Source organism: Pseudarthrobacter sp. S3, assembly GCF_050156905.1.
GTDB lineage: Bacteria > Actinomycetota > Actinomycetes > Actinomycetales > Micrococcaceae > Arthrobacter.
In genome coordinates this window covers 1499983-1521629 of record NZ_CP189583.1, presented here as the reverse complement: position 1 = coordinate 1521629, position 21647 = coordinate 1499983, and the positions used below count along the sequence as shown (strand labels likewise).

Below are 21647 nucleotides of genomic sequence, written 5' to 3'. Positions count from 1 at the left end.
CCTAGTCCCGGGGAACACCCGTGAAGGCCGCCCTATGGCGTCTGTCACCACAGCGACGGCAGGCTCCCCACGAGGCGTTCGTACATAGCCAGCGCCGAGCCGTCTGTCAGCGACGCCACCTGGTCGATGACCACCCTGAGCCGTGCGCCGTCGTCGGGCGCGTCCCGCCAGTCAGCCGCGAACATCGGCTCCAGGTGACGGTCCCCCGTGGCGTTCAGGGCAGTGACCAGAGCGTGCAGCACCTCGCGCTGGCGCTCGTAGATGGGCTGGCGGTGTTCGGTGGTCATCACAAACGTGGTGGCCAGGCCCTTCATCACCGCGATCTCCATGACCGTCTCGTCCGGAACCATCAGCTCGGCGCTGTACCGGGTGAGGTTTTCCGGGCCGTAGACGGCACGGGTGGTCTCCAGGGCGCTCTGGCAGAACCGGCCGATCAGCTGGCTCGTCATGTTCTTCAGGGCGGCCATGGATTTGCGGCTGCCGTCGGCCTCGCGGACCCACACGTCGGTAGCTTCCAGCCGGGCCAGGGCAGCGTCGATCGCGGCGGGGTCGTTGTGCGGGAGGTACCACTGCTTGGCATAGCCCACCACACGGGCCCGGTGGTCCGGGTTATCCATCCAGCGCAGCTGGAAGTGCCCGGCCACGATCGCGTCCTCGACATCGTGGACGGAATACGAAATGTCGTCGGCAAGGTCCATGACCTGTGCCTCCAGGCATGACCGGCGTTCCGGCGCACCCTCCCTGAGCCAGTCGAAGATGGGCAGATCGTCCTCATAGGCGCCGAACTTGCTGGTGCGCTGCCCGTGGATCACCGGCGCGTTCAGCGCGGACCAGGGGTATTTCGCCGCCGCGTCCAGGCTGGCCCTCGTGAGGTTAAGTCCGGCCGGGCGCCCGTCGGTGGCCAGGACCTTGGGCTCCAGCCGGGTGAGGAGCCGGAGGGTCTGGGCATTGCCTTCGAAACCGCCAATGGCATGTGCCACCTCGTTCAGGGCGGACTCGCCGTTGTGGCCGAACGGCGGGTGCCCCAGGTCATGGCTCAGGCAAGCGGTGTCCACCACGTCCGGGTCACACCCCAGGGCACGGCCCAGTTCGCGGCCCACCTGGGCCACTTCGAGGCTGTGGGTCAGGCGGGTGCGGACAAAGTCATCCGTATCCGGGGCTACCACCTGCGTTTTCGCGCCGAGGCGGCGCAGGGCCGAAGAGTGCAGCACCCGGGCGCGGTCCCGCTCAAAATCGGAGCGGTAGTTGTTTTTGGGCGGTTCCTCCACCCAGCGGGCGGAATCGTGGGCCTCGTAGCCGGGCAGGGCCTGTGCCGTGGTGCGCGTCTCAGCCACCGGAGACATCCAACTCGGCGGCAGAGATGTCCCGGGACTGGGCTGTGTTCAGGGCACGGGATTCCAACCAGTCCTTGGGAAGCGCCGGTTTCTTGGGCGATCCTGCCCTGCCGCGCGGGCCTTCGGCATCCACGCCGGGGTACGGCGAGTCCAGGTCCAGCTGGCCCAGTGTCTCGCGCAGTACCTCCAGGCTGGACACCATGGCCAGTTTGGTCCGTAGTTCGCTGCCCACCACATAACCCTTGAAATACCAGGCCATGTGCTTGCGGATCTCCCGAAGGGCCTTGCCCTCGTCACCGAAGGTTTCCACCATCAGCTCAGCGTGCCGGTAGACGCTCTCGGCCACCTTGTGCAGGTCCGGCTTGTGGCGGACGTCGCTTCCCTCGAAGGCAGCCATGAGGTCACCGAACAGCCACGGGCGTCCCTGGCAGCCGCGGCCAACCACCACGCCGTCCACGCCGGTTTCGCGGACCATCCGGACAGCGTCCTCCGCAGACCAGATGTCGCCGTTGCCGAGGACAGGGATGTCCGGCAGGGCTTCGCGCAGGCGGGCGATCGCAGACCAGTCCGCCTGGCCGGAATAGAACTGCGCTGCGGTACGGCCGTGAAGCGCGACGGCGGCCACCCCGGCATCACGGGCGATCCGGCCGGCGTCGAGGTACGTCAGGTGGTCCTCGTCAATGCCCTTGCGCATCTTGATGGTGAGCGGGACATTGCCCTTGGACGCTTCCTTGACCGCGGTCTGGACGATCGAGGTGAAGAGATCGGTCTTCCAGGGCAGGGCAGACCCGCCGCCGCGCCGGGTCACCTTGGGAACGGGACAGCCGAAGTTCAGGTCGATGTGGTCCGCGCGGTCCTCTTCGACCAGCATGCGCACTGCGTGGCCTACCGTAACGGGGTCCACGCCGTACAGCTGGACGGAGCGGACCTTTTCGTCGTCGTCGTGCGAGATGATGCGCAGCGACTCGGGGGTGCGTTCCACGAGGGCGCGCGAGGTGACCATTTCCGCCACGTACAGGCCGCCGCCGTATTCACGGCACAAACGACGAAAAGCGGAGTTGGTGATACCCGCCATAGGAGCCAGGATCACGGGGGTGTCCACCGTGATGGGGCCCAGCTTCAGGGGAGGGAGTTCCAGCTTGGGGGCGGGAGGCGTTGCGGTAACAGTCACCTGTCCATTGTCGCAAAGGCGGGCAAATCGGCGAGCCACGCCATGTGGACACGCCCTTTGGAACTCTCCGGCAGCGCCGGGCGGCCAGCTGCCGTTCAGCCGCGGTCTGCGCGGCGCCCCCTCCGGGCGAGGACAGGATCGTCGGAGTCTTCCGTGGACTGCCGTGACCATCTCTCGAAGGCGGCCGCCTGGAGCGCACCGGTAACGCCGACGTCGTCCGCGATAATGGAGTCGGCGCCCCGGGTGCCGTTTAGTCGGCGGTCTTCGTCCGGGATGCCGACGGCGGGCTGACCCACCGTCCGGACGCCGGTGGCCTTGACCACCAGCACGGCGATCAGGGTGGTGACGGGGATGGCGAGGACCAGGCCAATGGAGCCCACAAGTGTGCGGATGACTTCTTCTGACAGCTCGGCACTGGTCAGGGTGTCCCCCAGCGGCCGGTCATACAGCATCACAATGATCAGGATGGGCAGGGCCGCGCCGGCGTAGGCAAACGCGATGGTGTAGACCGTGGAGGCGATGTGGTCCCGGCCTATCCGCATGGCGGAGGTGAAGAGCTTGCGGGCACTGGTGCCGGGGGCCAGCTCGTAGAGTTCCCAGACGGCGGACGACTGCGTGATGGTGACGTCGTTGAGGACACCAAGGCCGGAGATGATGAGGCCGCAGAGGATCACCCCGGAAATGGAGATGTTGGCCGAGGTATTGATCAGGGTAGCGGCGTCGTGGCTGCCCACGCCGGCCAGGTTGGCGGCGTCGGTGGCCCAGGCAGCAAGCAGCGCCGTGATGCCCAGGCCGAACATGGTGCCCAGCAGCGCCGTGGACGTCCGCGCTGAGAATCCGTGGGCAAAATACAGGACCCCGATCATGATCACCGTTGACCCCACCAGGGCCAGCAGCAGCGGAGGCTTGCCCTCCACCAGCCCCGGCAACATGAAGCCGGCAAGGACGAAATACGCGCCCACCAGCCCCAGCAGTGCCCGGAGTCCACGCCAGCGCGCCACCGCGATGACCACCAGGGCATAGAGGAGCGCCAGGATCACGATGGGCACGGTCCGGACGAAGTCAACGAAGATGTACGCCGGGGACCCCTGCGACGCCGCGGCACCTTGGGCGTTCGAAAGGTTGAGGTACCTGATCTGGTCACCCGGCTTCACGCCGTGGGACTGCGCCACGTCAGGATTGATCACTACTTTGACGGGGCTGCCGCCCTGGTCCGGTTCCGTAAAGGCAAACATGCACTCGGAGCCGGCGGGGGCAGGCTGGCCGCTGGTGTCCGCCGGCGGGCTGGCGGTCGTGGAGCCCTGCAAGCAGCTTTCTTCCACGACGCTCTGGATCTTGCCGGTATCAAACGTAACGCCGGGCGCCGCCGCGTAAGGGCTGGCGAGGGAGATCCCCTCTTGGGACCCGGACGGCCACAGCATGGCCATGCCAACCAGCGTCAGCAGCGTCAGCGGTGCCAGCACAGCTGCCAGGATGCGGTTTGCCTTCCGCCGGGCAGCAATCGCCCCGGCTGTCGGCTCCGAATGATCTGTTGAAGCGTGGGAGTGACCGGAGCCCATCAGCAGTTGAACCTCATACCTTGCACTCTACGTCCGGCGCCTTAGGGTTGATAAATGGCATGAACCGAGAGGAACCACACGTGACGGACCGCAGCACTGAATTTCACACCAACGAACCTGCTGCGAGGCGGGAGGCGGCACTCACCGTACTGCCGTCCGCGGGGACAACGCGCGGCGTGGCACTGGTCCTGCACGGGGGCAAGGCACACAGCTTTGAGCCCGTGGAAGCTCGCCACCTGAGCCCGCTGCGCATGATCACGTTCGCCCGCCACCTGCACCGTGCCGGGAAGGACCATGGCCTGGCCGTATGGTCCCTGCGGAACAGCGTGCGGGGCTGGAACGGGCCGGACCGGTCTGCACTGCAAGATGCCCGCTGGGCCCTCCAGCAGATCAGTGCGCAACACCCTGGCGTTCCCGTGTATCTGGTGGGGCACTCCATGGGCGGCCTCACCGCCGTGAGTGCCGCGGACGATCCGCAGGTGGACGCCGTAGTGGCGCTGGCCCCGTGGCTCAGCCCGGAGACACCGGCAACTCCGCTCACTGGGCGCAAGGTCCTGATTGTCCACGGCACCGGAGATCACATGACCAGCCCGTCCCAGTCCCTGGCCTTCGCGCGCAGAGCCACCGGGACAGCAGCCTCCATGCAGTATGTTTCGATCCACGGTGCCGGTCATTTTATGGTGCGCCGCGGCCGTCTGTGGCACACGCTGGCCACCGGCTTTGTCATGACGGCCTTCGCCGCGAGCACCGGATTCACACACCCCGTCTCGCGCACGCTGACTGAACTGGCGCCCATGTCCTCCGCTGAAGTGGCCCTATGAGCCCTTTCCCCTGGCCGGAGTTCGCCGCGTCACTGCCCTGGACAGCACTGGCGGTCCTGGCAGTCCTGGCGCTGACGTTTGGTGTGGCCGTGCGGCAGGGCCGGCACTCGGTGATGGACGTCGCCTGGGGCCCGGGCTTCGTGGCGGTGGCCGTGGTGTCCTGGTTCCTGTCCGCCGGATCTGGCGATGACACCCGCAGGTTCCTGTTGCTTTTCCTGTCGGCCCTGTGGGGCTTACGGCTCGGTGGCCACATTGGGTGGCGGGCACGCGACGGACACGAAGACCCTCGGTACAAGGCTCTGCTGGAACCTGCGCCCGGATCCAGGAACGTCTATGCGCTCCGCCGTGTCTACCTGCCGCAGGGCGCGGTGATGTTCTTTGTGTCCCTGACGCTGCAGATAGGGATGTTCGCCACCGGGCCTGTGGCTTGGGTGGCCGTGCTCGGCATCCTGCTGTGGATGACGGGGTTTGTGTTCGAAACCGTGGGCGACTGGCAGCTGGCCCAGTTCAAGAAGGACCCGTCCCGCCGCGGCACGGTGCTGGATACCGGTTTGTGGCGATACACCCGGCATCCCAACTATTTCGGTGATGCAGCCATCTGGACGGGGCTGTTCCTCATCACCGCAGACTCCTGGCCGGGCATCCTGACTATCCTGTCAGCGGCGCTGATGGTATGGACGCTGGCGGGGAAGACCGGGAAGCCCCTGACGGAAAAGGCGATGTCCGGCCGGCCCGGCTACCGGGAATATGTCGAAGCAACCAGCGGCTTCATCCCGTGGCCGCCCAAACGCCGGCGACTGCCCCCAAACTGACTCGCAGTTAACGTCGCCATTACGCCATTTCGCGTTGTGAGAGCGTTAACTGCGAGTCAATTGGGTACGGGGGTGAGTCCGAGACGACCAGCGTGTCCGCGCCGGCCTGGCGCGCTTTGCCGGATTCCAGCAAGGGCTCGACGGCGGCGCGCAGCGCGGCCATCGAATCGTCCAGTTCCAGCATGACCGGGTGCTGATACGCGAGGAGCGAGAGCAGGTCACGGACCGCAGCTGCGGCGTCGTCCGAGTCCAGCGCGGGTTCGTGGCCCACAAACACATCCGTGGCCTTGGCGCCCTGGGCAGACGCGTCCGCCGCCGGGTCCAGGGCCGCCTCCGCATAGCTCACCGCAAAGGCGCGGATCCGGCCCTTCTTGCTGGGCGAAACGGCGGCGCCGAAGGCTGACCCCGGCTCTACGCGCAGCACAAGCGCACCATGCGCGCCGGTGAGGTCATCCAGGAACAGCTTCTGCACCTGCCCAACCGACAGCACGCCCGGCGAATCCCAGCCGTGGATGGATGTGTAGTACCGCCCCACGACGTCGGTCAGCTCAACGGAGCCGGTAGCGAGGTCCATCACGACGTCGGAACCGGCGTTTTCGTCGTTGGCCGGCCCGCCGCCGTCGTTCTTCGCAGGGAACACCGGCAGCTTCAGGGCGCCCGGTTCCACCACCACCAGCCGGGAACGCTGGATGGGCGCAAGCCCGAACGCCTCGGCGAACGCGGCCCCGGCAGTGCCCGGCTGCACCTTCGCGCGCAACTTGGTAACGCCCGACGGCGCCTGCTCGGCTTCGCGGCGCAGCATGGTCAGGAGCGTTGCACCGATGCCGGCGCGGCGGTGATCGCGCGCCACCTCGATGTAGCTCCACAGCCGCTCCGGGTGCAGCGAGGCTTCGTAGACAACGCCCGCCGCCACCGGAATGCCAACGCCGTCAATGACGTCCTCGGCCACGATGCAGCGGCGCCACGGAGTACCGTCCGTCCCGGCCGAGGAGACGGCCAGCGCTCCACGGAACTGCCGTGCCTGTTCGGTCTCCAGGCCGCCCCAGACTTCCAGCAGCGTCAGGTCATCGCCCTCAAGCCATTCGCGGTATTCGATGGCCACGCTCAGGCGCCGATCAGGCGGGCGGCCAGGTAGCCTTCCACCTTGTCCAGCGAGACGCGTTCCTGGCTCATGGTGTCGCGTTCGCGGATGGTCACTGCCTGGTCCTCCAGGGTGTCGAAGTCCACGGTGATGCAGAACGGGGTGCCGATCTCATCCTGGCGGCGGTAGCGGCGGCCGATCGCGCCGGCGTCGTCGAAGTCGATGTTCCAGTTCTTGCGCAGCTGCGCGCCCAGGTCCTTGGCCTTCGGCGAGAGGTCCTCGTTGCGGCTCAGCGGCAGCACCGCAGCCTTAACGGGAGCCAGTCGCGGGTCAAGGCGCAGGACGGTACGGACGTCGACGCCGCCCTTGGCGTTCGGTGCCTCGTCTTCGGTGTACGCATCCACCAGGAACGCCATGAAGGAACGGGTCAGGCCAGCGGCCGGCTCGATCACGTACGGGGTGTAGCGCTCATTGGTGGCCTGGTTGAAGTAGCTCAAATCCTGGCCGGAAGCCTTGGAGTGAGTGGAGAGGTCGAAGTCCGTGCGGTTGGCGATGCCTTCGAGCTCGCCCCATTCGGAGCCCTGGAAACCGAAACGGTATTCGATGTCCGTGGTGCCCTTGGAGTAGTGGCTCAGCTTTTCCAGCGGGTGCTCGAAGAAGCGCAGGTTCTCCTCCCGGATGCCCAGGCCGGTGTACCAGGACATGCGCTCCTTCATCCAGTACTGGTGCCACTCTTCGTCCGTGCCGGGCTCAACGAAGAATTCCATTTCCATCTGCTCGAACTCACGGGTGCGGAAGATGAAGTTGCCCGGGGTGATCTCGTTCCGGAAGGACTTGCCGATCTGGCCGATGCCGAACGGCGGCTTCTTCCGGGACGTGGTGAGCACGTTGCTGAAGTTCACAAAAATGCCCTGGGCCGTTTCCGGGCGCAGGTAGTGCATGCCTTCCTCGTTGGCCACCGGGCCCAGGAAGGTCTTGAGGAGGCCGGAGAATTCCTGGGGTTCGGTCCATTCACCACGGGTGCCGCAGTTGGCGCAGGCGATGTCCTTCAGGCCGTTCTCGGCGGGGCGGCCCTTCTTTTCCTCGTACTCTTCCTCGAGGTGGTCGGCGCGGTAGCGCTTGTGGCAGGAGAGGCACTCCACCAGCGGATCGGAGAAGACGTCAACGTGGCCGGAGGCTTCCCATACCTGTCGGGGCAGGATGACGGAGGAATCCAGGCCCACTACGTCCTCGCGGCCGCGGACCATGGACTGCCACCACTGGCGCTTGATGTTTTCCTTGAGCTCAGCGCCGAGGGGTCCGTAGTCCCAGGCAGAGCGCGAGCCTCCGTAGATTTCACCGGCCTGGAACACAAAGCCCCTTCGCTTGGAAAGGGAAATGACCTGGTCGAGTACGGATTTTGCTGCCATGGTGGACTCCAATTTCTACAGGGCCGCTGGGTGCGGTCCGCGGGTATCTGGCCCCGCTGCACGTGGGTGCATCACCGCTGGGTGCGGGCGGGGCGGGCGAAGGAACAAGATGCAGAGAACTGCGTGTCCTAGCCTACCGGCCACTGCCTCCGGAAACTGCCTGCCTCCGGAAGGCGCCGCGCGGCCACGGCAGGGTGGCCAGGATGATGGCGGCCAGCGTCAGCAGTGTGCCCAGGACGGTGGCCGGGGCCACGATGCTTCCCGGGGCCGGCACCAGAAGGTCCAGCCCCAGGGAGCCCAGGAGCTGTCCGGCGATCATGCCGAGCCCGGTCACCAGCACTCCCAGGCTCCGGACCAGCAGCGCACCCAGGCCGATGAACACGCAGCCCATGGGTCCGCCCAGGTAGTACCACCACTCCGCCGGCAACGGATTGCCCGGTCCAACAACGGCCAGCTTGATGGCCAAGGCAATCCACAGGAACACCGCGCCGGCCACGAAGTTCACCAGCGTGGCGGCGATCGGCGAACCGTAGTGGACCGTCGCCGTCCCGTTCATGGCCTGTTGGAAACTCATCAGGAACCCGGCCAGGACCGGCAGGATCAACGGCAGGACCAAGGTTTCCAGGCCGCCGGCTCCCTCCGCGGGAGCACCCGGGGAACCCGGCGGGCTAGCCAGCCGTGGCGAAACCGCCCAGGCGACGGCGGCTACCGTCAGCACGCATCCGATGATCCGCAGGGGAGTTACGGCCCGTTTGCCGGCCGGACCGATGCCCAGCCGGTCCACCAGCAGCCCGCTCAGGGTCTGCCCGGTCACGGCGGCGACGGTAAACAGTGCCACGCCCAGGATGCCCACGGTGAAGGACTGCGAGAAAACAAAAAGGGCGCCGATGCCGCCGGCCAGGACGTACACGGGCGGGAAGGCCCGGGACCGGACCGCCGGCAGGATCCTGGCGAGACCGGCGCGGCCGCTGGGCAGGATCAGGGAGATCAGGATCATCACCACCAGGCCGATGCTGAAGCCCACCACGGCCGCAGCGATGCCGTCGTTGAGCCGGACGCCGAGGGCACCGTTGATCCGGCCCTGGACGGGAATGGCCAGTCCCGCGACGACGGCCAGCGGGAGCCCCGCGAACCGCGGCAGCCGGGGGGTGTGGGTCATTGGATTCACCTTACGTCAGGCATTATTACTTGTATGAGCAACCAGGACATTCAAGAGATCCCCATCCGCGACAGCATGATCCGTCTTGGCCAGCTCCTGAAGCTCGCCAGCCTGGTGGAGGACGGCGTGGAAGCCGCTGAGCTGATCAAAAACGGCCTCGTCAAAGTCAACGGCGCGATCGATGACCGCCGGGGACGCCAGCTGCACAACGGCGACACGGTCACCGTCAACGGGCAGACCGTGAAGGTTGTGGCCCCCGAAGCCTGACAAGCGTCAGCGGTCGGCGGCACTGTGCCGCCGGCCGCCGTCGTACGTTTATTTGTTCAGCACCTCGTGCGTCAGAAACTCGGAAACGTGCCCGATTTCCTGCTGGTTGATGCCGTGCCACATGCCCGCATACAGCACCTTGGTGAGCTTGACGTGCCCCCGCACCCAGCCCATGGTGTAGTCGATTTTGTCGGTAGTGATTACGGGGTCCTGCTGGTCCCGGCCCCAGAAGAGCGGCACCGTGCCGTCCAGTTCGCCGTCTTTGAAGGCGGGGTCGCCGTCCGCGTTGACCACAAAACCGGAAAGCCCGACGACGGCGGCGTAGTCAGCGGGGCGCTGCCGGAGCAGCGTGGTGGCCATGGCCATTCCCATGGAGAAGCCGAGCAGCGTCACCGTCGGGTGGTCGGCTTTGACGGTGTCAATCCAGTCCTGCACGTACATGGCTGCGGCCTTGACGGCGTCGAGCGTGTATTCGATGGAAGCCGTCAGCGGGAACCATGTAAACCCGGGGCCGGTCACCAGGGGCGCCCGGAGCGAGGCAACAACAAAATCCTCGGGAAGCATATCCGCCAGGCTCAGCAGGTCTTGTTCGTTGGCACCGTAGCCGTGCAGCAGCACCAGCAGCGGCTTCCCGGAGCGCTGGTCCTCCGGCCGGGACCACAGAACAACAGGAGCGGGAAATACTTGGGCGACAGTCATGGTTTCCATTCTTACAGTTACCCGGTGGTAACTACCTACGGTGGCGTAGCTTGTGAAAGAGGAGGCAGGATAGGACCGTGAATGACGCGAAAGCCATGCAGAGCCCACCCAGGGCCACGGAAGCGCACCCATGGAGCCGCTATGTAGCGATGGGAGATTCATTCACCGAGGGCATCGGCGACCCCGACCCAACCAGGCCCGGCGGATTCCGCGGCTGGGCCGACCGGGTGGCCGAGGAACTGGGCCGCGGCCCGACGGACTTCGCCTACGCCAACCTGGCGGTTCGCGGCCGGCTCCTGCAGCAGATCGTGGACCAGCAGCTCGCTCCGTGCCTGGCGCTGAAGCCGGACCTGATAACCCTTTCCACCGGCGGCAACGATCTCATCAGGCCCGGCGGAGACCCCGACGCCCTCGCCGAAAAACTTGATTCAGTGGTCCAGATCCTGGCCATGGGCGGTGCCACGGTGGTGCTGTTCAACGGCCCGGATACCGGCTCCTCGGTGCTGGGACGGATCCGCAGCAAGGTGGCCATCTACAACGAGAACCTGCGCACCGTGGCCGCCCGCCATGACGCCATCATCGCTGACATGTGGTCGCTCAAGCAGCTGAACGATCCGCAGATGTGGGACGAGGACCGCCTGCACTTTTCGCCATTGGGACACCACACCATCGCCGCCATGGTGCTGGATTCGCTGAACGTGAACCACACTCTCGAGCCGCTCCGGCCCAAGCCCCTGCCCGTCCGCACGTGGCGGGCAGCCCGCTCCGAAGACCTGGTGTGGGCCCGCGAGTACTTTGTCCCGTGGGTGGTGCGGCGGCTGCGCCACCGCTCTTCCGGCGACGGCATCACCGCAAAACGTCCGATGCCAGGCCCCGTGTTCGGCCCTGGCGTTCCATTGGGATCCGGCGAGGGGCCGCTGGGCACCGCCGACGCCCGGCGCTAGCGGCGGGCCGGCATGACACAGGGAACAGCGATGCCGTGCAGGATGCCGTGAACCGGGATGGAGCCTTCCTGCGGATCCCGGCCGGGCGTGTGGACTCCGGGGTTAAGCTGGAAGGACACATATGAGAGGCGCTACACCGTGAACAGCTTGTTTTTCTGGATCATCATTCTGTCGTTCGTGGTGCCTATGGCGATGCGGATGTACCGGAAGTCCGTCAACAAACGGAACCAGGAGCAGAGCTTTTCCGGTCGCTACCCTGAGCAGTTTCCAGGCGGCGAACAGTACCCAGGGCAGCAGAACAAACAGCCCCGTGACGGCTATACGCAGCAGGATTACATGAGTGGCGGCTTCCGCCAGGTCATGAGCCCACAGCCCCTGCCGCCGAGCCAGCCGTTGCCGCCCATGCAGCCGATTCCATCTGCAGACCAGCAGTTCCCGCCGTACGGCCAGCCGCAAGCCAATGATCAGTCGGTGCCGGCGCAGCGCGCGGAAGCACCGAAGCCGCCTGTCGCCCCCGCTATTCCCCTGCCGCCGTCGGGCCCGCAGGGATACCGTGCCCGGAAACTGGCCGAACTCGACCAGCAGTACAGCAACGGCGAGCTGGCCATGGAGGACTATATGAAGCGCCGCTCCGACATCATGAACGGCTAACTGCTTAGACCAGGAACGTATTCCGGAGCTGGGTGCCGAGCTGGCCAATCTCGGTCAGGAAGCCGTCGTGGCCGATCGGCGCCTCAATAACGTGCACATCCACGTCACCCGGGAGCGCGTCGGCCAGCTCACGGGACTGGGACGGGAAATACAGCCGGTCACTGTCCACGGCGGCCACGAAGAACCTGGCGGTAGCCCGGCCCAAGGCCTCATGCAGGGAACCCCGCCCGCGGCAGACATCGTGGCTCATCAGGGCGTCGGTGATGGCGATGTAGCTGTTGGCATCAAAGCGCCGCACCAGCTTTTTGCCTTGGTAATCCAGATAGCTTTCCACCTGGTAGCGGCCCCGCTCCCCCAGCGCCGCCGCCTGGAATGGCGATTCCGGGTGCTGGGCCGACCGGCCGAAGCGACCATCAAATTCCTCTGCGGAGCGATAGGTGATGTGCGCAATGCGCCGCGCCAGGGCCAGTCCGTCCTCCGGCAGCGGACCGCCATAGTAATCGCCGTCGTTAAAATTGCTGTCCTGGCGGATGGCGAGCGTCTGCGCCTGGGCGAACGCGATCTGTTCGGCCGTGCTGGCGGCACCGATCGAGATAACAGCGCACCGCTGGACCCGTTCCGGGTAGGTGACCGCCCATTCCAATGCCCGCGCGCCGCCCATGGAGCCGCCCAGCACGGCGTACCAGCTCGGGATGCCCAGCTGGTCAGCCAGCCTGGCCTCAGCCGCCGTGGTGTCCCGCAGCGTTACCAACGGAAACCGCGACCCCCATGGCTTGCCGTCGGGGGCAACCGAGGATGGCCCGGTGGAGCCGTAACAGCCACCAACGACGTTGATGGAGACCACAAAGAACCGGTCGGTGTCCACCGGTGCACCGGGTCCGGCCAGTTGCTCCCACCAGCCTGGCTCGTCGCTGTCGCCGCGCGTCACGTGCGTGCTGCCGGTCAGGGCGTGTTCAATCAGGACGGCGTTGGAGCCGTCCGCGTTGAGGGTTCCCCACGTTTCATAGCCCAGGGTGACGTCCGGGAGGTAACCGCCGGCTTCGAGCTCAAGTCCGCCGATGCTGGCGTAACGGACCACGCCGTTTCCGGGTGCTGCAGTACGGGAAATCGTAATCGTCATGGAAGGACCTTTTCTAAGCGCTTGCCCACCGTCAATTGACCGGCAGGCCAGGTCCTCACCCGGGGCACCCCGCCGCAAAAGAGGGTTGCCGGCCAGCAAGCCGGGGCTGTCGCTGGCACTCATGACCTACTTCGAGTGTACGAACAGCCCCGGTCTATTGCTAAGCGTGTGACTGGTTGTGACTTCGCTGAAGCCCTACTCCTGCGGGCCCACCGCGTCTTTGTTGGGGTCCGCTGCACCCTTGGCTGCCCGGAACCCGGCCTCGAGGTCGGCCAGGATGTCATCGATGTGTTCGATGCCCACGGACAGGCGGACGAGTCCCGGCGTGACCCCGGCGATGACCTGCTGCTCCGGCGAGAGCTGGCTGTGCGTGGTCGATGCCGGGTGGATCACCAGTGAACGGACGTCCCCGATGTTCGCAACGTGGGAGTGCAGTTCCAGGGCATCCACGAAGCGTTTCCCGGCCTCCGCGCCGCCGGCCAGGTTGAATGAGACCACCGCCCCGGTGCCTTTGGGGCCGTATTTGCGGCCGCGCTCATACCAGGGGCTGGAGGCCAGACCGGCATAGGCGACAGATTCGACGTCGTCCCTTGCCTCAAGCCACTGGGCAACATCGACGGCGTTGGCCACGTGCCGCTCCACCCGCAGGCTCAGCGTTTCCAAGCCCTGGGCGATGAGGAATGCGTTGAAGGGTGACACTGCCGAGCCGAGGTCGCGCAGCAGCTGCACCCGGGCCTTGAGGATGTAGGACAGGTTGGCACCCAGGGCACCGCCGGCACCGAGGTCCCGGGCATACACCAGCCCGTTGTAGCTGGGGTCCGGGGTGTTGAAGCCCGGGAACCGTTCCGGGTCCGCGCCGAAGTCGAACTTTCCGGAGTCCACGATCACGCCCGCGATCGCGGAACCATGGCCGCCCAGATACTTGGTGGCGGAGTGGACCACAATGTCCGCGCCCCATTCGAGCGGGCGGATGAGGTACGGGGTGGACAGGGTGCTGTCCACAATCAGGGGGACGCCGGCGTCATGAGCTACCCCGGACACGCCTTCGATGTCCAGCACGTCCTGCCGCGGGTTGGAGACCACCTCGCCGAAGAAGAGCTTGGTGTTGGGCTGGACGGCATCGCGCCACTGGTCGAGGTTGTCCGGGTCAGCCACAAACGTGACGGATATGCCGAACTTCTTGAGGGTGTGCGCCAGGAGGTTGTACGTCCCGCCGTACAGGCTGGGGCTGGCCACCACGTGATCCCCGGCTTCGGCAATGTTCAGGATGGCAAAGGCTTCGGCGGCCTGTCCCGAGCTCAACAGCAGTGCAGCGAGCCCGCCCTCAAGGCTGGCAATCCGCTGTTCCACGGCGTCCTGCGTGGGGTTGCCGATTCTGGTGTAGATCGGTGCGAGTTCTGCGAGGGCAAACCGGTTGGCGGCGCTTTCGGCACTCGGGAAAACGAACGACGTCGTCTGGTAAATTGGGAGCGCCCGCGCGCCGGTGGCGCTGTCCGGTTCCTGGCCAGCGTGGATCTGGCGGGTTTCGAAAGACCATGCGTTCGACATTCAATGCTCCTTGACGTGGTGTGGCACAACTCCGTTGCGTTCAGTGTAGGAAGACTTTCCCGGACAGGAACAGGATTGTGACGAAGGTGGTCAGCTGGCCGGTCCTTCTCCTGCATTCCGGCGGAATGTCCACTCGTGACGCAACGGATTCCGGTAAGGCTACCCTTAGCTGAGAGCCGGATCACAAAGTGCCAAGATGATGGCATGCGCATGGATCACGTCTCTTACGCCTGTGAACAAGATGGCCTCGTTGCCACCACCGAACGTATTTCGTCCGCCCTCGGCGTTGAAGCCGTGAAGGGCGGGGTGCACCCCCGGTTTGGAACCCGGAACATGATTATTCCCCTGGCCGGCCACAAATACCTGGAAGTTGTGGAGGTCCTGAACCACCCGGCATCGGACAAGGCCCCCTTCGGGCAGGCTGTCCGGGCCCGGTCCGAAGCCGGCGGCGGCTGGATGGGCTGGTGCGTCGAAGTGGACGACCTCGCTCCGTTCGAAGACCGGCTGGGCCGTGCTGCCGTCAACGGCAACCGCAAGTTCCCGGACGGCCGCGAGCTGGTCTGGAAGCAGATCGGCATCCTGGGCCTGATCGCGGACCCGCAGGTCCCGTACATGCTCAAGTGGGCGGGCGACCCCGCCCTGCACCCGTCAAATGCCTATGAAAGCAACGTCAAGATGAGCTGCCTGACCATAGCCGGTTCCGCCGCACGCGTGACGGAATGGCTGGGTGAACCCGTCGAAAAGCCCCTGGAGGACGTCGCCGTTGACTGGGTGGCTCCGCATGGAACCCCTGGAATCCTGTCAGTGACCTTCGAAACCTCTACCGGAGCAGTCACCATCTGATTGCTCGTTCAAAGCTTCGGCCGCCATCAGCGGGAGCCAATGATGCCACCCACCGATGGCGGCCGAAACCTTTTAAGCCGGACCTTATTCAGTGCACGGTGCGGCATGGGAACAACGGCCCTCTTACCCCAGTCCCACGGCCCGGCCAAAGAGGCTGAAGCCCACGAACGCCACGATGTCCAGCAGCGCGTGCGCGATGACGAGCGGCATCACCCGTTTGGTCCTCGTGTAGAGCCAGGCGAACACCACACCCATCACGGCGTTGCCGATGAACGGCCCGAAGCCCTGGTACAGGTGGTAGGTGCCGCGGAGCATCGAGCTGGCGAAGATGGCCAGGGGCATGCGCCAGCCGAACTTGCCGAATCGGTCCAGAAGGTAGCCCACCACGATGACTTCCTCCACCACGGCGTGCCGCAGCGCTGAAAGAATCAGGACTGGAACTGTCCACCAGTATGAGTCGAGTGCACTGGGGATGATGGCCGTGGTGATCCCCAGCGCACGCCCCGCGGCGTAGAGTCCCAGTGACGGGATCCCGATCAGCGCCGCCAGGCCAAAGCCCTGCAGCAGGTCACGGCCCGGCCGGGCGAAGTTGAAGCCCAGCTTCCGGAAAGCCGAACCGCTCTGGGAGCTTACGCCGGCACCGGATTGCCGCTGGTCCGTGAGGAAGTAGACCACCAGCAGCACGGGCACCAGGGCGAAAATGATGTCCAGCAGCTGGTATGTAAGGTCGAAGTATTCGCGCGGGCTCTGTGACCGGTTCAGCGTGGACGTGCCTTCGGCCAGCGGGGCCCGGGTTATCTTGTCCAGCAGCTGCACCACCGAGTAGACGGCGGACTGCCCCAGGGAAAGACCCAGCACAATCCAGACTTCGATCCGCAGGCGACGGCGGGAGGGAACCAACATGGTTCCATCTTGCCTGTAGTTTCTGGTTCTTCGCTGATTCCCGGCGGCCCGGCTCGCAGTGAGGCCCTGCGACGGAGGCAGGACCTATGCTTGGGGCTTATGAGCGCGCCAGGGAAAATCTTCATGATCCGGCACGGCCAGTCCGCGGCCAACGTCGATACGTCCATCTACAACAGGGTCCCGGACTACCGGATTCCGCTGACTCCCCAGGGCCTGGCGCAGGCCACGGCTGCCGGCGAACTGATCCGCCGCGAGCTGGACGGCCGGCAGGTCTGCGTCTACGTATCCCCGTACCTTCGGGCGCACCAGACCCTGGCGGCACTGAACCTCGGCAATCTCACGGAACGGGTGATCGAAGAACCGCGCCTCCGCGAGCAGGACTGGGCCAATTTCCAGATCGCCGGCGACATCGAAGACCAGAAGGAACTCCGCAACGCCTACGGCCATTTCTTCTACCGGTTCCGGGAGGGCGAATCCGGCTCCGACGTCTACGACCGGATCTCATCCTTTATGGAGACGCTCTACCGCCACTGGTCCAAACCGGACTACGCCCCGAACGCGCTGCTGGTGACCCACGGGCTCACCATGCGCCTGTTTTGCATGCGCTGGTTCCACTGGTCGGTGGAGTATTTCGAATCCCTCAACAACCCGGACAATGCAGCGGTGCGGACACTTCTGCGCACCGACCTGGGCAAGTACGAACTCGACATTCCATTCAGCCAATGGGTGGACCGCCGGGTGGACGAGACCGTCCTGGATGCGCCGCCGGTGATCTTTTAGGGGCTGTTCGCGGCACCTAGTGCGGGGCCACAATCACCTCGGTGCCATTGGCTTCGAACGCCGCCTTGTCCTCGGCGGAGATCCCGGAATCGGTGATCAGGCGGGTGAACTCGTAGCCATCCATGGTGGCAAAGGCTCTGACGCCCACCTTGGAGGAGTCGGCCAGCACGTACGAGATCCGGGCCCGGCTGGCGAGCAGGGCATTGACTGACGCCTCGCCCTCCCCCGTATTGGTGGGACCGACCTCAGGGTCGATTCCGTTCACGCCGATGAAGGCGATGTCCATGACCACCTTCTGCATAATGATGTCGGTGTAGGGTCCCACCAGTTCGTACGAGCGGGGGTTTAGGATGCCGCCGGTCACCATGACCTTGATGTTGGGGCGGACAGCCAACTGCGCAGCGATGTTGATGGCGTTAGTGACCACCGTCAGGGTGGACTGGTGGCCGGGAGCGTTGAGGTCCTCGCGCGTGGCCAGGATTTGCGCCAAGGCTGTACTGGTGGTGCCGCCGCACAGCCCGATCACCGCGCCGGGAAAAATCAGGGCCGCGGCGGCCTGGGCGATCTGTTCCTTGGCTTCGGCGTGGTCGTCACGGTTGTACCGGCCAGGAAGGTCGTAGGCCAAGGCGCCTGTGGTGGCCCCGCCGCGGGTGCGGGTCAGCAGACGTCGCTTGGCCAGGCTGTCCAGATCACGCCGCGCCGTGGCAGGCGAGACCGCAAGCTGCGTGACAATCTCCTCCACCTCCACCTGGCCGGTCTTGGCGAGGATGTCCAGAATGGCCGTCAGGCGGTCAGTGCGGGTCATGGGGAGCCTCTCAGCGTCAAACAAATCGGCGTCAAACAGTCACCAGAATATGACGTTATCTGATCATAACAGGACCAAATGATCACATCGCAATCACAAATACGTGACCCCAGTTAGCGTGCCCGCGCACCGGCCCGCCACACCCCGTACGTGAGCGGCATACCCGGGCGGTAGGCGAGGTGCGTGGCGGAGGGCGCGTTGAGCATGTGCAGATCTGCCCGGTGCCCGACGGCGAGCGAACCCACCGCCCGGGCGCCGTCGGCGTCGTGCCCTGTCTCCCGGTGCAGCGCCAGCGCGCCCCCATAGGTTGCAGCACGCACCGCCTCGTGGACGCTGAACCGCATCTGCAGCACCGCCGTCGCCACGTTGAACGCCATGGAACTGGTGTACGAGGTACCCGGATTGCAATTGGACGCCAACGCCACCTGCACCCCGGCGTCCAACAGTTCACGCCCCGGGGCCAGCGGCTGCCGGGTGGAAAGATCGCAGGCGGGTAGGCAGGTTGCCACGGTGCCCCGGCCACCCGTACCGCTGACCGGATTCCAGCCGGACCAGCTTTCCGCGAGCGCCGCCACGTCACGGTCCGACAGGTAGTTCACGTGGTCCACGCTGGCTGCCCCGAATTCCACCGCCAACTGCACGCCGGGACCTTCGCCAAGCTGATTGCCGTGGACCCGGATCCCCAGTCCCGAGGCGCGGCACGCCTCCAGCACACGGCGGGACTGCTCGGCAGTGAAGGCGCCTTTCTCGCAGAACACGTCCGCCCACCGGACGTAGGGCCGGACGGCATCAAGCATGGGCCCGCAGACGAGATCGGTGTAGGCCTCGGCATCGGTGCCCGCGGGGACAAGGTGGGCGCCAAGGTAGGTGACTTCGTCTGCGACCGTGGAGGCGATCCGGGCGCTCCGGGCCTCATGCTCAATGTCCAGCCCGTACCCCGTCTTGGTTTCGAGGTAGGTGGTGCCCTGCGACACGGCCTCGGACACACGCGCCATGGCCAGCCGGGTGAGGTCGAAATCGGACGCGCGCCGTGTGGCGCCCATGGTGACGGCGATACCACCGGCCGAATACGCCTCCCCTGCCATCCGCGCCTCGAACTCCGCGGTGCGGTCGCCAGCGAAGACCAGGTGGGTGTGCGAATCCACCCAGCCAGGCAAAACGGCCCGGCCGCCGGCATCCACGGCTTCGTCGGCCGCCGGCGCATCCGCGGCGGAACCGAGCCAGGCGATCCGTTCGCCCTCGATCACCACGGCGGCCTTTTTAAGGACGCGGTGGTCCAGATCCTGGGTCATCAGCTCGGCGATGTTGGTGATCAGGGTGCTCATGGGTTCCATTGTTCAGCGCCGGATGGACCATCGCGTGGCCGCCAGCGCCTCCGCTGTCCGGGATGCCGGATGATGGTCCGCAACGGTACTGTGACCGGTGCCCTGCCCGGCCAGAATCTGCGCGGCGGCGAGCTCGGCCATGGCCGATGAGGTCTGGAAGCCGTAACCGCCCTGACCGGCCAGCCAGTAGAACCCGGGGGCTTCGGCGTCGAAACCGGCTACCGGAACGCCGTCGGCTGCCTCGGTCCTGAGCCCCGTCCATGCGCTCCGAACTCCGCGGATTCCCAACGTGGTCAGCTGGTTGAGCTTCACGTTCAGCCGCTCGATATCGCCGGGCCGCGGCCTGGCGTCTTCGGGTCCGCTGGGCACCGTTTCCGACGGCGAGATCAGCACCTCGGTGCCCTCCCGGCGGAAATAGAACGAGTTGTCCGCTGCCGCCACCATGGGGCTGTGCCCGGGCAGGGGACGTTCGACGTCGACGATCGCCGCAGTGCGCCGGTACGGCTGCAGCCCGAGCTTCTCCACACCGCTGATCACGGCGATTTCATCGGCCCAGGCGCCGGCCGCGTTGACCAGCACACCGGACTCAAAGGCTTCCTGACCGGCCCCGATCTCCCAGCCCGAGCCCAGCCGCTGGGCGGAATGCACCCGTGCCCCGGTGATGATGTCGGCGCCGGCGGCCTCCGCCCGCAGGCGGTGATCGGCCAGCAGCAGCGGGGCGTTACAGCCGAAGGATCCGGTATCCAGGCCTGCGGCTGAGAAGGCCCCGGGGACCAGTGCAGGGCAAAGCTCCAGTGCCCGGTCGTGCGTGATGGGACTCATGTGGCCGCTGGCCTCGGCGCGGACGGACTCCTCGGTGCCGATGAGCATAAAACTCCGCGGCGTCAGGACAGGTTCGGGGAGTTGCGCGTCCCGGGCCGCCATCAGCTCCAGGGTCCGGACCGTGAGTTCCTGGACCACCTCAGGGCCGTAACTCGGAATAAGCTGGCGCGCGGAGCGGGAGGACGTGTGGTACGCCAGCTCCTGCTCCGCTTCCACCAGCGCCACGCTGCAGCTGCCCGCGAGCGCGGAGGCCAGGGACAGGCCGGCGATGCCGCCGCCCACAATCAGGACGTCGTAGTGTGCTGCCATGGCTCCATCCTTGCAGAGTTGCCCTGCGTCCGCGCCGGTCCTGCTCTGTAAGGTTTAGCCCGGCTGGGTTAAACCTGGCTGGGTTAGCCTGCTACCGCCGCACGGCTGGCGACGAACGCACCCACGCACGCTTCGACGTCGTCCGCTGAGTGCGACGCTGAAAGCTGCACACGGATCCGGGCGGCGCCGCGCGGGACCACCGGGAAACTGAACGCGGTGACGAAGACGCCGTGCTGGAGCATCTGGTCCGCTACCTTGGCGGCCATCACGGCATCCCCGAACATCACGGGAACAATCGCGTGTTCGCCGTCCAGGAGTTCGAAGCCCTCCTCGGTCATCCGGCGGCGGAATAGCCGGGCATTCTCGAACAGCCGGGTCCGCAGGTCACCGGAGTTCTCCACCAGGTCAAGCGCCTTGATGGTCGCGGCGACGATCGCGGGGGCCAGGGAGTTGGAGAACAGGTACGGGCGCGCTTTCTGGCGGAGCATGGCCACCACTTCGCTGCGGCCGGACACATAGCCGCCGGACGCGCCGCCCAGGGCCTTGCCGAACGTTCCGGTGTAGATGTCCACGCGCTGGGACACCCCGGCATGCTCGGGGGTTCCGGCACCGGTGGCACCCATAAAGCCGACGGCGTGGGAATCGTCCACCATCACCAGGGCGTCGTGCTTCTCGGCGAGGTCGCAGATGGCTTCCAGCGGCGCCAGGTAGCCGTCCATGGAGAACACGCCGTCGGTGACGATGATCTTCCGCCGTGCATCCTTCGCTTCAACAAGCTTGGCCTCGAGGTCCGTCATGTCCTGGTTGGCGTAGCGGAACCGCTGGGCCTTGCAGAGCCGGATGCCGTCGATGATGGAGGCGTGGTTGAGGGCATCGGAGATGATGGCGTCCTCCGGCCCGAAGAGGGATTCGAAGACCCCGCCGTTGGCATCAAAGCAGCTGGAGAACAGGATGGTGTCCTCCGTGCCGAGGAACCTGGAGACCCTGGCTTCCAGTTCCAGGTGCAGGTCCTGGGTGCCGCAGATGAAGCGGACGCTGGCCATGCCGAAGCCCCGCGAGTCCATGGCTGACTTCGCGGCGGCGATGATGTCCGGGTGGTCCGCGAGGCCCAGGTAGTTGTTGGCGCAGAAGTTCAGGACGGTGGCGCCGGGCTGGCCGATCTGCCCTGCCGTGACGTGGCTGGACTGCGGGGAGTTGATGCTGCGTTCGGTTTTGAATAGCCCGGCGGTGCGGATGTCGTCCAGCTCAGTCAGCAGCTGGTCCTTGATGGAGGTGTACATGGTGC

22 protein-coding genes and 1 riboswitch are annotated in these 21647 nt (G+C 66.0%); of the genes, 7 read left to right on the top strand and 15 right to left on the bottom strand.

What is annotated here, in order from left to right; all coding sequences use genetic code 11:
• Window positions 1-44: 44 nt before the first annotated feature.
• From ACQCSV_RS07305 to ACQCSV_RS07295, 3 genes are all read right to left on the bottom strand, one after another.
• Window positions 45-1343, bottom strand: coding sequence for a deoxyguanosinetriphosphate triphosphohydrolase (locus ACQCSV_RS07305; RefSeq protein ID WP_354153820.1), 1299 nt, complete (start codon window positions 1341-1343; stop codon window positions 45-47).
• Window positions 1327-2505 carry a tRNA dihydrouridine synthase DusB gene (dusB, locus tag ACQCSV_RS07300; protein ID WP_354153821.1) on the bottom strand — a complete coding sequence of 393 codons (1179 nt, stop codon included), beginning with the start codon at window positions 2503-2505 and terminating at the stop codon, window positions 1327-1329. Before dusB ends, ACQCSV_RS07305 begins: the two co-directional genes overlap by 17 nt.
• A gap of 95 nt (window positions 2506-2600) precedes the next feature.
• On the bottom strand, window positions 2601-4064 hold the full coding sequence (locus ACQCSV_RS07295) for a YibE/F family protein (RefSeq protein ID WP_354153822.1): 1464 nt from the start codon (window positions 4062-4064) through the stop codon (window positions 2601-2603).
• An 80-nt stretch (window positions 4065-4144) separates the two neighbouring features.
• Between ACQCSV_RS07295 and ACQCSV_RS07290 the strand changes: the two genes are divergently transcribed.
• Both ACQCSV_RS07290 and ACQCSV_RS07285 read left to right on the top strand, forming a co-directional pair.
• Complete coding sequence (locus tag ACQCSV_RS07290; RefSeq protein WP_354153823.1) at window positions 4145-4885, top strand: alpha/beta fold hydrolase; 741 nt, start codon at window positions 4145-4147, stop codon at window positions 4883-4885.
• Window positions 4882-5697, top strand: coding sequence for a DUF1295 domain-containing protein (locus ACQCSV_RS07285; protein WP_354153824.1), 816 nt, complete (start codon window positions 4882-4884; stop codon window positions 5695-5697). Before ACQCSV_RS07290 ends, ACQCSV_RS07285 begins: the two co-directional genes overlap by 4 nt.
• Window positions 5698-5716: 19 nt before the next feature.
• Here the strand turns inward: ACQCSV_RS07285 and ACQCSV_RS07280 are convergent, their stop codons facing one another.
• The 3 genes from ACQCSV_RS07280 to ACQCSV_RS07270 form a co-directional block, all read right to left on the bottom strand.
• Window positions 5717-6799, bottom strand: coding sequence for a GNAT family N-acetyltransferase (locus tag ACQCSV_RS07280; protein ID WP_426939427.1), 1083 nt, complete (start codon window positions 6797-6799; stop codon window positions 5717-5719).
• Between the two features lie 2 nt (window positions 6800-6801).
• Window positions 6802-8187 (bottom strand): glycine--tRNA ligase, encoded by a 1386-nt coding sequence (locus ACQCSV_RS07275; protein WP_354153826.1) that lies wholly within the window; start codon window positions 8185-8187, stop codon window positions 6802-6804.
• A 133-nt stretch (window positions 8188-8320) separates the two neighbouring features.
• Window positions 8321-9346: a DMT family transporter gene (locus ACQCSV_RS07270; RefSeq protein ID WP_354153827.1), complete on the bottom strand. Its 1026-nt coding sequence runs from the start codon at window positions 9344-9346 to the stop codon at window positions 8321-8323.
• A gap of 33 nt (window positions 9347-9379) precedes the next feature.
• Here ACQCSV_RS07270 and ACQCSV_RS07265 point away from each other — a divergent pair, with 33 nt between their 5' ends.
• Window positions 9380-9613 (top strand): RNA-binding S4 domain-containing protein, encoded by a 234-nt coding sequence (locus ACQCSV_RS07265; RefSeq protein ID WP_111906389.1) that lies wholly within the window; start codon window positions 9380-9382, stop codon window positions 9611-9613.
• A 48-nt stretch (window positions 9614-9661) separates the two neighbouring features.
• Here ACQCSV_RS07265 and ACQCSV_RS07260 read toward each other — a convergent pair whose 3' ends face one another.
• Window positions 9662-10312, bottom strand: a complete 651-nt coding sequence (locus ACQCSV_RS07260) for a phospholipase (RefSeq protein WP_354153828.1) — start codon at window positions 10310-10312, stop codon at window positions 9662-9664.
• A 95-nt stretch (window positions 10313-10407) separates the two neighbouring features.
• On the opposite strand from ACQCSV_RS07260, the gene ACQCSV_RS07255 reads away from it, so the two are divergent.
• Window positions 10408-11256: an SGNH/GDSL hydrolase family protein gene (locus ACQCSV_RS07255; RefSeq protein ID WP_354154197.1), complete on the top strand. Its 849-nt coding sequence runs from the start codon at window positions 10408-10410 to the stop codon at window positions 11254-11256.
• Here ACQCSV_RS07255 and ACQCSV_RS07250 read toward each other — a convergent pair.
• Complete coding sequence (locus ACQCSV_RS07250) at window positions 11253-11375, bottom strand: hypothetical protein (protein WP_426939426.1); 123 nt, start codon at window positions 11373-11375, stop codon at window positions 11253-11255. The genes ACQCSV_RS07255 and ACQCSV_RS07250 overlap by 4 nt on opposite strands.
• Window positions 11376-11394: 19 nt before the next feature.
• Between ACQCSV_RS07250 and ACQCSV_RS07245 the strand changes: the two genes are divergently transcribed.
• Window positions 11395-11907, top strand: coding sequence for a hypothetical protein (locus ACQCSV_RS07245; protein WP_354153829.1), 513 nt, complete (start codon window positions 11395-11397; stop codon window positions 11905-11907).
• Between the two features lie 4 nt (window positions 11908-11911).
• On the opposite strand, the gene metX is transcribed toward ACQCSV_RS07245, so the two are convergent.
• Together metX and ACQCSV_RS07235 are read right to left on the bottom strand one after the other, a co-directional pair.
• Window positions 11912-13027, bottom strand: coding sequence for a homoserine O-acetyltransferase MetX (gene metX, locus ACQCSV_RS07240; RefSeq protein WP_354153830.1), 1116 nt, complete (start codon window positions 13025-13027; stop codon window positions 11912-11914).
• A gap of 12 nt (window positions 13028-13039) precedes the next feature.
• Window positions 13040-13154: riboswitch (SAM riboswitch) on the bottom strand.
• A gap of 68 nt (window positions 13155-13222) precedes the next feature.
• A complete protein-coding gene (locus ACQCSV_RS07235; protein ID WP_354153831.1) occupies window positions 13223-14575 on the bottom strand; it encodes a bifunctional o-acetylhomoserine/o-acetylserine sulfhydrylase in 1353 nt (450 codons plus the stop codon).
• A 204-nt stretch (window positions 14576-14779) separates the two neighbouring features.
• Here ACQCSV_RS07235 and ACQCSV_RS07230 point away from each other — a divergent pair, with 204 nt between their 5' ends.
• Window positions 14780-15418 carry a VOC family protein gene (locus tag ACQCSV_RS07230; protein WP_354153832.1) on the top strand — a complete coding sequence of 213 codons (639 nt, stop codon included), beginning with the start codon at window positions 14780-14782 and terminating at the stop codon, window positions 15416-15418.
• A 123-nt stretch (window positions 15419-15541) separates the two neighbouring features.
• Here ACQCSV_RS07230 and ACQCSV_RS07225 read toward each other — a convergent pair whose 3' ends face one another.
• A complete protein-coding gene (locus tag ACQCSV_RS07225) occupies window positions 15542-16321 on the bottom strand; it encodes a CPBP family intramembrane glutamic endopeptidase (RefSeq protein ID WP_426939425.1) in 780 nt (259 codons plus the stop codon).
• Window positions 16322-16444: 123 nt separating this feature from the next.
• Here ACQCSV_RS07225 and ACQCSV_RS07220 point away from each other — a divergent pair, with 123 nt between their 5' ends.
• Window positions 16445-17101, top strand: a complete 657-nt coding sequence (locus ACQCSV_RS07220) for a histidine phosphatase family protein (RefSeq protein ID WP_354153834.1) — start codon at window positions 16445-16447, stop codon at window positions 17099-17101.
• 16 nt (window positions 17102-17117) lie between these two features.
• On the opposite strand, the gene ACQCSV_RS07215 is transcribed toward ACQCSV_RS07220, so the two are convergent.
• From ACQCSV_RS07215 to ACQCSV_RS07200, 4 genes are all read right to left on the bottom strand, one after another.
• Window positions 17118-17906: a DeoR/GlpR family DNA-binding transcription regulator gene (locus ACQCSV_RS07215; RefSeq protein ID WP_354153835.1), complete on the bottom strand. Its 789-nt coding sequence runs from the start codon at window positions 17904-17906 to the stop codon at window positions 17118-17120.
• A gap of 113 nt (window positions 17907-18019) precedes the next feature.
• A complete protein-coding gene (hutI, locus tag ACQCSV_RS07210; RefSeq protein ID WP_354153836.1) occupies window positions 18020-19231 on the bottom strand; it encodes an imidazolonepropionase in 1212 nt (403 codons plus the stop codon).
• 12 nt (window positions 19232-19243) lie between these two features.
• Entirely contained in the window at window positions 19244-20362 is a 1119-nt protein-coding gene (locus ACQCSV_RS07205; RefSeq protein WP_426939424.1) for an NAD(P)/FAD-dependent oxidoreductase, read from the bottom strand.
• Window positions 20363-20445: 83 nt separating this feature from the next.
• The gene (locus ACQCSV_RS07200) at window positions 20446-21642 is read right to left on the bottom strand and encodes a glycine C-acetyltransferase (RefSeq protein WP_354153838.1); all 1197 of its coding nucleotides are present in this window, start codon (window positions 21640-21642) and stop codon (window positions 20446-20448) included.
• Window positions 21643-21647 lie beyond the last annotated feature (5 nt).

What these genes read in the sequence shown, in the direction of transcription:
- ACQCSV_RS07265 (WP_111906389.1), top strand. Translation starts at nt 9,380, where the DNA reads ATGAGCAACCAGGACATTCAAGAGATCCCCATCCGCGACAGCATGATC.
- ACQCSV_RS07305 (WP_354153820.1), bottom strand. Translation starts at nt 1,343, where the DNA reads ATGTCTCCGGTGGCTGAGACGCGCACCACGGCACAGGCCCTGCCCGGC.
- ACQCSV_RS07295 (WP_354153822.1), bottom strand. Translation starts at nt 4,064, where the DNA reads ATGGGCTCCGGTCACTCCCACGCTTCAACAGATCATTCGGAGCCGACA.
- ACQCSV_RS07260 (WP_354153828.1), bottom strand. Translation starts at nt 10,312, where the DNA reads ATGACTGTCGCCCAAGTATTTCCCGCTCCTGTTGTTCTGTGGTCCCGG.
- ACQCSV_RS07275 (WP_354153826.1), bottom strand. Translation starts at nt 8,187, where the DNA reads ATGGCAGCAAAATCCGTACTCGACCAGGTCATTTCCCTTTCCAAGCGA.
- ACQCSV_RS07270 (WP_354153827.1), bottom strand. Translation starts at nt 9,346, where the DNA reads ATGACCCACACCCCCCGGCTGCCGCGGTTCGCGGGGCTCCCGCTGGCC.
- ACQCSV_RS07285 (WP_354153824.1), top strand. Translation starts at nt 4,882, where the DNA reads ATGAGCCCTTTCCCCTGGCCGGAGTTCGCCGCGTCACTGCCCTGGACA.
- metX (WP_354153830.1), bottom strand. Translation starts at nt 13,027, where the DNA reads ATGACGATTACGATTTCCCGTACTGCAGCACCCGGAAACGGCGTGGTC.
- ACQCSV_RS07255 (WP_354154197.1), top strand. Translation starts at nt 10,408, where the DNA reads ATGCAGAGCCCACCCAGGGCCACGGAAGCGCACCCATGGAGCCGCTAT.
- ACQCSV_RS07205 (WP_426939424.1), bottom strand. Translation starts at nt 20,362, where the DNA reads ATGGCAGCACACTACGACGTCCTGATTGTGGGCGGCGGCATCGCCGGC.
- hutI (WP_354153836.1), bottom strand. Translation starts at nt 19,231, where the DNA reads ATGAGCACCCTGATCACCAACATCGCCGAGCTGATGACCCAGGATCTG.
- ACQCSV_RS07235 (WP_354153831.1), bottom strand. Translation starts at nt 14,575, where the DNA reads ATGTCGAACGCATGGTCTTTCGAAACCCGCCAGATCCACGCTGGCCAG.
- ACQCSV_RS07200 (WP_354153838.1), bottom strand. Translation starts at nt 21,642, where the DNA reads ATGTACACCTCCATCAAGGACCAGCTGCTGACTGAGCTGGACGACATC.
- ACQCSV_RS07225 (WP_426939425.1), bottom strand. Translation starts at nt 16,321, where the DNA reads ATGTTGGTTCCCTCCCGCCGTCGCCTGCGGATCGAAGTCTGGATTGTG.
- ACQCSV_RS07215 (WP_354153835.1), bottom strand. Translation starts at nt 17,906, where the DNA reads ATGACCCGCACTGACCGCCTGACGGCCATTCTGGACATCCTCGCCAAG.
- ACQCSV_RS07220 (WP_354153834.1), top strand. Translation starts at nt 16,445, where the DNA reads ATGATCCGGCACGGCCAGTCCGCGGCCAACGTCGATACGTCCATCTAC.
- ACQCSV_RS07230 (WP_354153832.1), top strand. Translation starts at nt 14,780, where the DNA reads ATGCGCATGGATCACGTCTCTTACGCCTGTGAACAAGATGGCCTCGTT.